General features: G+C 71.4%; 9 protein-coding genes and 2 pseudogenes. 7 read left to right on the top strand and 4 right to left on the bottom strand.

The genetic code is table 11. The features are described from left to right. Positions 1-29 precede the first annotated feature (29 nt). A complete protein-coding gene (locus R4Z63_RS01620; RefSeq protein WP_037922215.1) occupies positions 30-1,439 on the bottom strand; it encodes a glycoside hydrolase family 16 protein in 1,410 nt (469 codons plus the stop codon). Positions 1,440-1,628: 189 nt separating this feature from the next. Next, positions 1,629-4,952: a hypothetical protein gene (locus tag R4Z63_RS01615; protein WP_384450611.1), complete on the bottom strand. Its 3,324-nt coding sequence runs from the start codon at positions 4,950-4,952 to the stop codon at positions 1,629-1,631. A gap of 209 nt (positions 4,953-5,161) precedes the next feature. Between R4Z63_RS01615 and R4Z63_RS01610 the strand changes: the two genes are divergently transcribed. The 5 genes and pseudogenes from R4Z63_RS01610 to R4Z63_RS01590 all read left to right on the top strand — a co-directional run bounded on the left by R4Z63_RS01610 (position 5,162) and on the right by R4Z63_RS01590 (position 8,824). Next, the gene (locus R4Z63_RS01610) at positions 5,162-5,740 is read left to right on the top strand and encodes a MepB family protein (protein WP_384450608.1); all 579 of its coding nucleotides are present in this window, start codon (positions 5,162-5,164) and stop codon (positions 5,738-5,740) included. 12 nt (positions 5,741-5,752) lie between these two features. After that, positions 5,753-5,998: pseudogene (locus tag R4Z63_RS01605) on the top strand (transposase); the annotation flags it as partial. 150 nt (positions 5,999-6,148) lie between these two features. Next, a complete protein-coding gene (locus R4Z63_RS01600) occupies positions 6,149-7,147 on the top strand; it encodes a phage baseplate protein (protein WP_384682671.1) in 999 nt (332 codons plus the stop codon). Positions 7,148-7,338: 191 nt separating this feature from the next. Further along, positions 7,339-7,761, top strand: coding sequence for a hypothetical protein (locus R4Z63_RS01595; RefSeq protein ID WP_037922223.1), 423 nt, complete (start codon positions 7,339-7,341; stop codon positions 7,759-7,761). A gap of 475 nt (positions 7,762-8,236) precedes the next feature. Beyond that, positions 8,237-8,824 (top strand): GNAT family N-acetyltransferase, encoded by a 588-nt coding sequence (locus tag R4Z63_RS01590; protein ID WP_384450600.1) that lies wholly within the window; start codon positions 8,237-8,239, stop codon positions 8,822-8,824. 217 nt (positions 8,825-9,041) lie between these two features. On the opposite strand, the gene R4Z63_RS01585 is transcribed toward R4Z63_RS01590, so the two are convergent. Further along, complete coding sequence (locus R4Z63_RS01585; RefSeq protein ID WP_030848328.1) at positions 9,042-9,260, bottom strand: hypothetical protein; 219 nt, start codon at positions 9,258-9,260, stop codon at positions 9,042-9,044. 272 nt (positions 9,261-9,532) lie between these two features. On the opposite strand from R4Z63_RS01585, the gene R4Z63_RS01580 reads away from it, so the two are divergent. Then, a complete protein-coding gene (locus R4Z63_RS01580) occupies positions 9,533-9,739 on the top strand; it encodes an acyl-CoA carboxylase subunit epsilon (protein ID WP_491522509.1) in 207 nt (68 codons plus the stop codon). Positions 9,740-9,789: 50 nt separating this feature from the next. On the opposite strand, the gene R4Z63_RS01575 is transcribed toward R4Z63_RS01580, so the two are convergent. Continuing rightward, positions 9,790-11,424 (bottom strand): FAD-dependent oxidoreductase, encoded by a 1,635-nt coding sequence (locus R4Z63_RS01575; protein ID WP_037922227.1) that lies wholly within the window; start codon positions 11,422-11,424, stop codon positions 9,790-9,792. A gap of 276 nt (positions 11,425-11,700) precedes the next feature. Between R4Z63_RS01575 and R4Z63_RS01570 the strand changes: the two are divergent. After that, positions 11,701-12,799, top strand: a pseudogene (locus tag R4Z63_RS01570) (SchA/CurD-like domain-containing protein). Positions 12,800-12,882 lie beyond the last annotated feature (83 nt).

Below are 12,882 nucleotides of genomic sequence, written 5' to 3'. Positions count from 1 at the left end.
CGCGAGCGGAAGCGGATCCCGCCGTCCCGTCAGTGGCCGAAGTCGAACCAGTTGACGTTCACGAAGTCGGCCGGCTGGCCGCTGGTGAAGGTCAGATAGACGTCGTGCGTGCCCGTGACCGCGGTGATGTTCGCCGGGATCGTGCGCCAGCTCTGCCAGCCGCCGGTGTCGGCGACGGAGAAGCTGCCCACCGGGGGCGAGGTCCGGCTGTCGAGCCGCACTTCGACGAGCCCGCTGACCCCGCCGGCGGCGCCGCCGGCGACCCTGCCGTGGAACTGCGTCGCCGGGGCGGAGCCGAAGTCCACGCCTCGGAAAAGGGCCCAGTCGCCGTTGCCGAGGGCCGCGAGGTTCTGGCCGCCGCCCGCGTCCGTGCAGGTCTCCTTGGCCACGCCCGACTGGTCGTCGTAGGACTCGGCCTGGATGGCGGCGTACGCGTCGCGGTTGCCGGACGGCGGGGTGGTCGGGGGAGTGGTGGGCGGAGTCGGGCCCCCCTCCGACCGCAGGACGGACACGTAGTCGACGACCATGGAGTGGCCCGGCTCGGTACCGGCGTCGGGTCCGCCCCCGAACGCGTCGGGGAAGCCGCCGCCCATCGCGACGTTCAGGATGATGAAGTAGCCGTGGTTCGTGGCGTCGGCCCAGGTCGCCGCATCGACCTGATCGGCGCGCACGGTGTGGAAGCCCAGTCCGTCGACGGAGAACCGCATCTGCTCGACCGCGGTCGAGCGGTCCCACTCGACGGCGTAGGTGTGGAAACCGGCCTGGCAGCCGGCCCCCGGGCAGGTGCGCTGGCCGCCGATCCCGGACGTCTCGCCGCAGGGGCCGCCAGGGCTCGTGCCGCAGTGCAGCGTCGCCCAGACGGTGTTGAGGCCCTGCACGTTCTCCATGATGTCGATCTCGCCGATGCCCGGCCAGTTCCACCAGTTCCCGCGGTACGGGGTGCCGAGCATCCAGAAGGCGGGCCAGTAGCCCTTGGCCGCCGGGCCGGTGACGTTGGGCATCTGGATGCGGGCCTCGGCGCGGAGCGTGCCGCCCGGCGGGGGCTGGAAGTCGCCCCGACGGGTCTCGACGCGGCCGGACGTCCACCGGCCCGCGGCATCCCGCCGGGGTGTGATGCGCAGGTGGCCCGCGCCGTCGAGCGACACGTTGGCGGGGTCGGCGGTCATCGTCTCGATCTCGCCGGTACCGAAGTTCGCGGGTCCGCCGGGGTAGCTGGTGCCGGTGGTGTACTGCCAGTCGGCGGTGTCCACCCCGGAGCCGGCGGGCCCGTCGAACTCCTCCAGGAACAGCTGGGTCCAGCCCGCGGGCGTGGGGGGAGCCGCGGCGTTCGCGGGCAGTACGGCTCCGGCCGCGGCGGTGGCGACCAGGGCGGTCGTGCCGATCGCGGCGAGGACGGCCCGCCGTAAGGCGGCTCGTTTCCTTCCTGATGTCTCGCGCATGGGTGCCCTCTCTGAAGCGCGCGCCGGGGCGCGGGTGCGGGGGGACGGGGAGCCCGGGTCCATCGTTCTGAGAGCGCTCTCAGAACGATGGCCACTGTGCTCTGCACCCCTGCGGCCGTCAAGAGCCGCGACAGCCGTCTCCCCGCCGGGTACGACCCGGCAGGGAGACGCAGGCGGGAGAACGACCCCTCAGCCGAAGTGGCCGAAGAGGTCGACGACGACGTGGGCGGAGCCCCAGCCGAGATTGGCGAGCTCGACCTTGCCGTCGGTGCCCACCGGTACCGTGACGAGGTTGGCGACGGTCCGTCCGGTCGTCCAGTTGAGGTTGGAGGAGTCGGGACGGGTGGTGCCGGAGGGCCAGACGGTCAGGTGTCCGTCGGACTCCGGGTCGGTGACGGTCACGTTCAGTACGACCGCCCTGGCCCGGCCGAGTTCACCGTTTCCGGAGAGGTCGAGCAGCGTGCTGCCACGGGCGGGCACGGAGCTGCCGGTCCGGGTGTCGAGCACCCGCTGGGGGGCGGCGGCATGGAAGCCGGCGCCGGCCTGGTCCTCGGAGTAGTAGCCGAAGACGTCGGCGATCAGGTGGGCGGTGCCCCAGCTCGCGTTGAACAGCTTCACCGTGCCGTCCGCGCCGACCGGGACCACGACGTGGTTGGGCACCGTCCGGCCCGCCGTCCAGTTGAGGTTGGAGGAGTCGGGCCGGGCGACGCCCGACGGCCACACCGTCAGGTGCCCGTCGTCCTGCGCGTCCGTCACCGTCACGTTGAGCACGACGGCCCTCACCCCGGACTGCGGCACCCCGTCACGGCCGGCCACCTGCAGCGACACCTCGCTGCGGGCGGCGACCGGGGCGGTGCCGGGCCGGCCCACGCCCGTACGGGAGTCCAACAGACGGGCCGGGCCCGCCGGGGTGAAGGTGCTGCCCGAGGTGTCCGCGGAGTAGTAGCCGAAGACGTCGGCGATCAGGTGCGCCGTGCCCCAGCCGGCGTTGTGCAGGGAGACCCTGCCGTCCGCGCCGAGCGGCACCACGACCTGGTTCGGCACCGTCCGTCCGGTCGTCCAGTTGAGGTTGGAGGAGTCGGGACGGGTGGTGCCGGAGGGCCAGACGGTCAGGTGTCCGTCGGACTCCGGGTCGGTGACGGTCACGTTCAGCACGACGGCGTCGGCCCCGGACTGCGGAACGCCCGCCCGGCCCGAGACCTGCAACGACACCTCGCCGCCGGCCGCCACCGGTGCCGTGCCGGGGCGGCCGACGCCCGCCCGGGTGTCCAGCAGCCGGGCCGGGGTCAGCGTGGTGAAGCGGTCACCGGCCTGCGCCGCGGCGATGCCGTTGTTGACGACGTGGATGCGCTGCCCGTCGGCGTCGGTCCACGCGATGTTCGGCCCGGTACGGTCCACCGCCCAGGACCGGTTCGGCCGCCGCTGGAGCTTCCACTCCTCGCCCTGGGCGAGCGTGCGGACCCGCACGGTGCTCTCACCGCCGGACGTCGTGATGCCGTCGTGGAAGTCGAGCAGCAGCAGCCGGCCGGCGGCCAGGTCCTGACGCACCAGATAGCCGTCGCCCAGCAGCGACTCCCGGCCCGAGATCCTGTTGGTCGCGTCGGTGCTCATCACCGGCAACGAAAGGGTCTGGCGGGTCGTGGTGTCGTACACGCCGCTGGTGCGCACCGTGCCCTGGCTGTCCTGGCAGGCCCAGCCGACGTAGCGTCCGACGGCCTCCAGCAGGGTGGCAGGGCAGGGTGTGGTGAAGGTGCCCCGGTCCGCCGAGCCCTGCATGTCCCTGGCGTAGACCGTCCTGTCGCCCTGCAGCGAGAGCCAGAGCGTGTCCCCCTGGATCGCGACGCCGGTCGCCTGCGTCGTGTACACCTGAGCGCGGGCGTCGAGATCACCGATCACGACCTTGTGGTTGGACGTCCAGTTGCCGTTCGCGGTCTGCGCGAGCGCCACGTAGCGGCCCGCGGCGTCGGCGGTCCGGAGGCCGTCGACGTCACCGGTGGGGATGGTGCCCGCCCAGTCGGGGTAGCCGATCCTGCGGAAGACGGCCGCCTTCCGCTGCACCGGCGCCTCCTCCAGGTACCGGCCGTCGCCGGTGGACCGCAGGCCGACGCAACCGGTTGCGTGGCTCGTGCACGTGTTGATGGAGTGCGTTCCGTCGAGGTTCTCGAAGGTCTTGACCGGGGTCGGGTCGTCGGAGATCCGGTAGCTGCGGAATGAACCGGTGGTGTCGCTCGGCTGGAAGCGCACGGTGTCCGACGCGGCGGTGAGCACCCCGCCGCCGATCGACAGGCCGAAGACGGTGGCCGGGGCCGGCGGGACGTCGGTGAGCTTCGCGGCCTGCGGCGTGCCGGTGCCGGTCGCGGTGATCCGCTGGACGGCCACCCGCGGCTGGGTGGCGTACGCGGGCGCCTTGGGGCTGCCGACCGCGATGAGCGAGCCGTCCGGCGCGGGCAGCAGTTGGGAGTCGGCGAGCTCCAGCACGTACTCGACCGCTCCGGACGTCGAGCCGACGGACGTGAAGCGCAGCGGACGGCCCCGATTGTCGCCCGGGGATGCCGAGACGGATTCGGTCACGACCAACCAGTCGCCGAGCAGCCTCAGTTCGCCCGAGAACAGGCCGAGATCGGTGGAACTCAGCACGTTCTGCGGCTGTGCCCGGTCCAGGACGTCCACCATGGTGCCGTCGCCGGTGCGCAGCACTCTGCCCCCGGCCAGCCTGAAGGTGTGCGAGGGCTCGGACCCGTCCCCGTCCGGAAGCGCGCTGGTCTGCCCCGTGACGACGTCGACGAGGGTGGATCGGTGCAGTTCGTCCAGGCGGTGACGCAGGATCAGCGAGTCCCGGTCGCCGTCCTGCACTGTGGTATCGAGGGTCGCGCCGGCCGGCAGCACCACCTTGGTGCGGATCGTGGAGCCGCCGTCCAGCCGGTTCAGGAACCAGCCGGTGACCGCGGAGCTGCTGCCCTCGAACGTCAGCACGGTGCGCCCGTACGTCCCCGCGTAGCTCTGCCCGGTGGGGATCGTGACGGTACCCGCTGCGACGGGCTTTCCGGTGGTCAGGTCGAACAGGTCGACCCGGGCGGGTGCCTGCGCCGCGGCCTCCGTGGGGACGGCGACGGTGTCGGAGGAGGTTCCGTAGCGGTGGTCAGGGGTTCCGCGGTATCCGCCGGCGGGCTGGCCCTGCTCCAGGTCTCCACTGACCGGGGCCGGCAGTCGCAGGCCGGTGTCGGTGGTGGCGCCGGTGTCGTAGCGAGTCCACAGCAGCTGGTCGCCGCCCTCGCGGGCGTGCAGGAGGCCGGTGTCGCCGGCCACGAAGAGCTGGTCCCGGGCGGGGAGGCCGCGCGGGGCAGCGGGCAGTACGAGTTCTGTGGGGCCTCCCGCGGCCGAGGCCCCGGCCGCCGGGGCGGCAGCCGCCCCGGCCGGTGCCGTGGCCAGTAGCGCGGCGGAGGTGACCAGGGCCAGCGCGGCAGCCCCGATCCCTCGGTGCGGGCGTGACGTTCGTCTTGCGGTGGGGTCCACAACCACCCTCTCCTGGGCGAACACGGAGGAAGGGGTCGTCAGGGAGCAGGCCTCGGGCAGCCGCTCTCGCGGGCCGGCCGGCCTGGCTCTTCGTGATCGGCCCCCTCCGATCGTGCGGGAGCATACCAACGGTGATCAATCGATCGCACAGGAGTTCAAGAGAAAGTCTCTACTCGTTCGCGTGTTCGATATCTGGCAAGATGGCTGGCATGCCGATGGAACGCGAAGTCCTCGAAGCCCGCGAAGGTCCTTCGCGGGTCCCTGGCGACCTGCTGAAGGCCATGGAGCTGGCCTACGGTCCGGGCGGATTCACCTGCTCGCCGCCGGTGCCGGAGGCGGAGAGCGCCGACTACGGGGCGTGCGCGTTCACCCTGGACGGTCTCTCGGTCCGATTCCGTGTCGCCCGGACGACCCCGGCGAAGGCCGGCCAGTTCGTCACGGTGTGGAAGAGGTCCGCGGGCGGGCCGATCCAGCCCTTCGATGCCGCGGATCCCGTCGACCTGTTCGTCATCAGCGCCCGTCAGGGCGAGGACTTCGGACAGTTCGTCTTCCCGCGGGAGGTGTTGCGCGAACGGAACGTCGTGTCGACGAACGGCTCCGGCGGGAAGAGGGCGTTCCGCGTCTATCCGCCATGGGCGGCCACCACGAGCCGGCAGGCCCGCAGTACGCAGGCCTGGCAGGTGGAACACTTCCTCCGGCTCTCCGGAGACGGCTCGGTCGACCTGTCCCGTGCGTACGCACTGTGTCACCCGGGGCAGGCTGGATCCTGGGACGTCCGAACGAAATGATCTTCGAGATGGTTGGATCGCTGCGGAAGCGACGATCCGGGATGCGGGGTCACTCGGCTGAAGCCGTGGCGTGTTGACGACGGGTCGTGGGCGGTGATCGAGCCGCTGCTGCCCAAGGTTGCAGGTCGGGAGCGGTATCCAGGACGCAAGCTGCATCCGGACCGGCTGGTGTTCCAGGGTGCTCTGTTCCTCCTGCACGCCGGGGTGAGTGGGGAGCGTCTCCCGCGGGAACTCGGTTTCGGGTCGGGCATGACCTGCCGGCCGAGCTCTGCAGCGTGAGCGCCCTGGACTTCTCCCGGGCACCAGGCGCTGTGGACGGCTCTCGCAACCGGGCGCGCACAGCCGTACGGCTGTGCCGCAGGCCCACATCCCGCCGGGGGCGCCCCGTTAGACTCCCCGAAGCGATCAGTGCGCACGACACTCGTCCAATCGGGGGAACTCATGCCGCAGGAACGTTTGAACCGCCGGAGTCTGCTGCGCGCGGGCGGCGGAATCGGGCTTGCGTCGCTCGGCCTTGGGTACGGAGCGGGAGTTGCCTCCGCGGCGGTGTCCGCGTCGCCGCGCTTCGATCTGACCAAGCCCTCGTATGACCTGTTCCGGCACAAGCCGCTGCACGACGACACCGTGCAGCAGAGCTTCGCCTTCGACAGCGTCAACAAGCGTCTGTTCGTGGCACAGCGGCGGAACGGCACCGACACCAAGGCCGGCGATCTGTGCATCGCCCAGCTGGACTTCGCCGGCAACCATGTTTCGTACATGCATCTCAGCGGCTTCGGCCACGGGGTGTCGTTCGGTGTGGAACCCCGCGGCAGCGAGAGCTGGCTGTGGACCGAGGTGGACGCGAACTCGAACGGCTACGGCACCCGGCTCGGCCGCTTCAAGTTCGTGAAGGGCGGTTCGCTGTCCCGCACATCGTCGGCGATCACCAAGTACAGCCCCGTGTCGGGGGCCGTGGAGTACACCTGCTCCATCGACCCGGTCTACGACAACATGGCCGTCCGTCACCACAAGGACGGCGCGAAGTACATAGCGGTCTACGCCATGTCGGATGCAAAGGCAGGAGACTTCAGCAGTCCCAAGGCCTACTTCAAGCAGCCGTCGATTCGGGGCACCGCGCAGGGCTATACGACTTACGGTCAGCACCTGTACTACCTGACAGGCAACGCGTACTCGTCGAGCAACCCGGTGCCGGGCAACGCCGAGCTCACGAGCGTGAACCTGAACACGGGTGCGATAACGCAGGGTCCGGTTCTGACGAAGGCGGGCGGCACGTTGGAGTTCCGTGAGCCGGAGGGACTGGCGATCTACCGCACGAACGCCGGACAGTCCCGCCTTTTCCTGGGCTTCGCGTCGGGCGCCGCTGGTGACCGGCGCTCGAATCTGTTCTACAAGAACGTCCTGGTATAGCCGCTGATCAGGCCTTGGCAGGCCGGTCCGCACCCGCGCATACGTTCTCGACCGGGAAGCGGCAGGGCCATAGGATCCCCCACGCGCTCGAACGCGTATCCAGGCAGGGGACCTGGATGCGGCAGACCAGTCATGCGGGGGGACCCATGAACACGCGTCTCACCGCGGCCCGCCCTGACCAAGGAGGACCCATGAAGCGCACGATGAATCTGACCGCCAAGGCCGTCACCGCCGGTGCGGCCGCCGTCGGGATGATGGTCGGTTTCAGCGGTCAGGCCGCTGCATCCACCAGCGTGGAGATGACTGCCTACTATGGCGGCAAGTTGGCCGGCAGCGGCTACTTCAACGCCGACCCGTCCGGCTCCGTCCCGGGTGACGCCATCCGGGCCTGTGATCTCTACGCCGACGGCGTGGGCATCGAGGTCCGTATGGACATCAACCCGAGCGGTGCCTGGCACACCGACCGCGTCGCCAGCACCCGCGGCCACAATTCGCCGTACTGCTCGCCCTGGAAGAGCGGCAACATAGCCGAGGAGACCACGGTGGCTCTCAAGATCTGTGCGGTGAAGGGGACCTGGGAGGACTGCTCCCCGGTGCACTACGCCAAGGCGTGAGCCCGCGGCGGCACTGTTCGCCGTGACATCACTGACACGGCCCCGGACCAGGCGTCCGGGGCCGTGTCGCCGTTCAGCGGCGCGTCCGCCGGGCTGCTCGGTCGTGCGCAGCCCGGTATGCGCAGTCATCTTCTGGCGCCGTGCCTCACGGCCGGTCCGGGACGCCCCTGCCCCATAGCCATTCCTGGACGCTCGGGGAGCTGTCCAGCGGTGACGTCCCTCGGCCGCCGCATTCGCCCGCACCCATGCCGGGTCCAACCGCTGGTCGAGGCTGAGCTCGCATGCCCGTTCCTCCAGCCCGACCGGCGAGTTCGTATCGAGGACCTTCGACTCCCGAGGAACCGGCTCATGCGAGTTCATCGCCCCAAGCTGCCCGACAGCAACCCAGCGCCTGCAACCGCCCCTTCGAAGACCATTTCGTTGGGAGTTCTTAATGCCTTGCCGCAGGGAGCAGGGCCGAGAGAGCATCCGGTGCATGGAAGCACCGGCCGAAAGCCTTCGTTCGGACCACGTCGTCCTGCGCCGCTGGCGGACGGGCGATCTCGACGCTCTCGAACAGGCGATCCGCGAGTCGCTCGACCACCTGGTGCCGTGGCTGCCTTGGGCCGCCGACCCCGGCAGGCGGCAGACTGCCGAATACCTCGCCAGGGCCAAGGAGCAGTGGGAGGCCGGGCAGGACTTCAGCTACGCGATCACCTCGGGCGCCGAAGTGATCGGAGGCTGCGCCCTCATGCGCCGCGTCGGAGCGGGCGGCCTCGAAATCGGCTACTGGCTCCACCCCGCGTGGACCGGACGGGGCCTGGTCACCGCGGCCGTCGCCGGTCTGGTCGGCGAGGGCTTCCGGCTGGAGGGCATCGACCGCATCGAGATCCACCACGACGCCGCGAACCAGGCCGGCGGGGCCGTTGCCCGGCGCTCGGGATTCACCGAGATCGGGCGCGGACCGGCGCCCGAAGAACCGCTCGCGCCCGGCGAATCGGGGATCGACGTCATCTGGCGGATGACGGCGGACCAGTGGCGGACGCGGACGGCCGAGGCCGTTGCCGCCCGCCGGTCCGGCTGACCGGCGAACCGGCGCACCGGTGTGCGGCGGGAGCCGGCCGGCGTCCGGCGCGGCTGCACCGACGACCGCTCCCGCTCCACGGCATCCGCGCCCGACCCGGCAGCCCGGGCGCGGGGCGGCAGTGTTCCGTCAGCAGGACCGGGACCCCGGCCGACTCGTCCGCCGCCGGATGCCGGCGGTGGACGGAACCCACCCGTTCGGCCCAGTCCGCCGGACTTCAGCGGCGGGGGCCCAGGACCTCCTCGGCGCCGGGCAGGTCGTGGACGCAGACGCCCCGCCCGGTCAGCGGCAACAGCCCCGCCAGCGGACACGACACCGGCATCTCGTGGTCGACCTCCCATTGCCCGACCTTGTTCCCACCCGTGTGATCCGTCGTGCAGACGGCGTACAGGTGGCCGGCGCACCCCCGGCAGAGCAGGGGCTGGTGGCCGCTCACGGCCGCCCCGCATGGTGCCGCGGACTCGCCGTGCCGCGCCCGGCGGGCGCTTGTACCGTCGGACGCGACAGGGGTCCTGGCGATCCGACCGGACCCCAGAGGCCGGTTCGCGCCTGCGGAAAACGTCCCGTCGGCGCGCCGAGCCACCCGTGTGCCGCCCGCGTCGACGCCGAGCCGGTCCGGCCCGCGCGATGCGACGGGGCGCACGCGCAGCCCCCGTGAGAGAGGCCGTGCCGATGCCGAACGATGCTCCGACAGCGAGCCTGCTGCGTGTGGAACGGGGCGTTGCCGCCCCGGAGGAACTGGCCGCGATCGCGGTCGTCGTCGCCTGCTACGCGAACCGGACCTCCCTCGACCGCGACCGTGGCCGTGACGGCGCGACGGGCGGCGCCGGGACGGGGGCCGGCAGCGGCTCCGGCCGCCGCCCCACCGCCCAGCCCGACGCCGGCTGCTGGGCAGGTTGCTGGACCTGCCGCTGAACCCCGTCCGCCGGCCGCGCGCACGGCCGGCGGACGAGGGGCACGAGTGGTCACGCCCGGCGCAGCACCGTCGAGAGGACCTCGCGCAAGACCGCCGCGGGGTCGGCCGCGGCCCCTTCCGAGCGCCAGGCCACGAAGCCGTCAGGGCGTACGAGTACGGTGCCGTCGGCGTCCAGTCGGTGGACCTCGGTCCAGGGGGCGCCGCCCTCCGGGACCAGGTCCGCCCCCGGACCCGAGCCGATCGCGTACGCCTCCAGCCGCACCCCCAGCTCCCCGGCCACCTGCTCGGCCGCCGCCCGCCACGGCGTACCCGTGGCGCTGAGCAGCACGAAGGAACGCTCGTACAGGTCCAGGGTGGAGATCCGCTCACCGGCCCTGGACAGCCACATGTGTGGGGCGCGGGTCCCGGTGTCGCCCATCGAACCCAGCGTCTCCGGGATGACGGGCCGCCCCGGGTCGCCGCCGACGAGCGCGCCCTGCGGGTAGCAGTACGCCATCGCGGTGGTCAGGACACCGCTGCCCGGCCCGCCGCCCATGGTGGGCGGAGGCGCGTACCCGGGGTGGCTGTGCTCGGCCGAACGGGCCGACGCCCGCTCGCTCGTGGCCCTGGCCACCGGAAGCCGCTCGGCCTGGTAGGTGTCGAGGAGTCCGATGCCCGCCGCCCCGCCGAGCACTGCGGCGATCTTCCACGCGAGGTTGTGCGCGTCCTGGATGCCCGTGTTGGAGCCGAAGGCCCCGGTGGGAGACATCTCGTGGGCGGCGTCCCCGGCCAGGAACACCCGGCCGGACGCATACCGCTCGGCCACCCGTTCGGCCGCGTGCCACGGCGCCTTGCCGCCGATCTCCACGTCCAGATCGGGAACGCCGACCGCCTCCCGGATCTGGTCCACGCACCGCTCGTCGGTGAAGTCCTCCAGCGTTTCGCCCTGGTCGGGGTGCCAGGGAGCGTGGAACACCCACTGGGTGTCGTTGTCCACGGGCAGCAGCGCCCCGTCGGCACCGGGGCGCATCAGGTAGCAGACGATGAAGCGCAGGTCGCCCAGTACCTTCACCAGCCGCTCCGAGCGGAAGGTGACGCTCACGTTGTGGAACAGCTCGCCGTTGCCCGTCTGCGGGATCCGCAGCTGCTCGCGGACGGGGCTGCGCGGTCCGTCCGCCGCGATCAGGAAGTCCGCGCGCACCGTGATGTGCTCGCCCGTGGCACGGTCCTTCACCACGGCGTTCACCCCGGTGGCGTCCTGGTCGAAGCTCATCAGCTCGTGGCCGAAGCGGATGTCGGCACCCTGTGCCCGGCTCTGCTCGGCCAGCACCGGCTCGATGTTGTTCTGGCTGCACAGGCACCACTGCGTCGGGCTGAAACGCGCCAGTGCGCCGGACGGGTCGATGGACTTGATCAGCCAGTTGTGGTTGGCCGTGTCGGTCAGTGACTGCGCTTGCAGAATGCCCTGAATGCCCTCCAGTACGGACGCCGCCCGGCGGATCGCGTGCTCCGCCCCCGCTGTGCGGTACAGCTCCATCGTGCGGGCGTTGATGCCACGGCCGCGCGGGTGCGGGGAGGTACCGGAGTGCTTCTCGACCAGCAGGTGCCTCACTCCGTGGCGGCTCAGAAAAAGCGAGGTGGACAGGCCCACGAGGGAGCCGCCCACGACGAGAACCGGTACGCGAACATCGGCGTTGTCTTCCATCAGCTGCGGGCTCCTGTTTTCTGTGTGGGGGAGTGGACTCTTTATGCCCCCGATCCTGGACGAGGCCCGGTTGATTCGCCGGTTGTCACCCGCTTGATGCGGACATGTAGCGGTACGCCCCTCTCCGGATGACGATGAGCGACAGCGGCTCCCCCGGGACGCGCCGGTTCGTCCTTCCCCCGGTGAGGAGGCCGCCGGCCCGGGCGGATGCCACCGGTGACGGACGAGGGGTCCGTACGCGATGGATCTCCACCCCCCTCAAGAAGGAGTGAGTAGATGACAACCACCCTGCCCGAGCGGGTGTCGCAGTCAGCCTTCGACGGCTCCATGCTCCGGGTCGTCCTTCTGATGGACCTCCACGAGGGGACCCAGCAGCGGTTCTTCGAGGCGTACGAAAAGCTCCGCGACGACATCGCCTCGGTTCCGGGACACATCAGCGACCAGCTGTGCCAGTCCTTCGAGAACCCCTCACAGTGGCTCATCACGAGCGAGTGGGAGAGCGCCCCGCAGTACCTCGCCTGGGTCAACAGCGACCACCACGCCGAACAGGTGCGGCCGCTCGGTGCCTGCGCCCGCTCGATGCGCCCGCTGAAGTTCACCGTCCTGCGCGAGACCGGCCGCGGCTACGAGCAGACGTCCCGCCCTTCCTCGGCGCGTCTGCAGTCCACGCCCCGCCTGGGCGCCGGGATCGTGCGCCACGCCCTCACCTTCACCGTCAAGCCGGGCAGCGAGAAGGACGTCGCGGCCATCCTCTCCAGCTACGCCTCTCCGGCGGCCCGCGTCGACGACCACACCCGGCTGTGCCGCACCTCGCTGTTCATGCACGGCAACCGGGGTGGTGCGGACGGTCGAGGTCCAGGGCGACCTGATGGCGGCCCTGCGGCACGTGTCGGAACAGCCCGAGGTCCGCGCCGTCGAGGAGGCCATCAACCCCTACCTCGAACAGGACCGCGACCTCGGCGACCCGGAATCGGCCCGCATGTTCTTCATGCGCGCCGCCGTTCCGGCCGTCCACCACATCGCCGCACCGGAGCCCGAGTCCGACGAGGTGCAGCGGCACGCGATCTACTACCCGGCGAAGCCCGGCTGCGGCCAGGCGCTCGCCCGGTTCCTGGCCGGGCAGGACGAGGCGGCAGCGCGCAGGTCCACGAGCCCCGTCCGGAGCAGCAGCATCTTCCAGCGCGACGACATCGTCGTCCGGCTGATCGACGTGCGCGGCCCGCTCGACGCCGACCCGGAGACCGTCCACGGCGTCGCGGGCCCCCGCAAGGCCGCGGTGCTCGCCCGCCTGACGGTCGCACCCGGCGGGCGGGGCCGTGCCGCGCACCACACCATGAACCTGATCACCGACCGCCGGGCACCCGCGCAGTCCTGATCCCCCGGGGCAGTCCGGCCCCACCCCCTTCCCCTCTTCCCCACCCTCTCCCCACCCCGATCTCCGTCGAGGCTCTCCCCACA

The organism is Streptomyces sp. PL-29, assembly GCF_058344425.1.
This window is presented reverse-complemented; position numbering and strand designations above follow the sequence as displayed.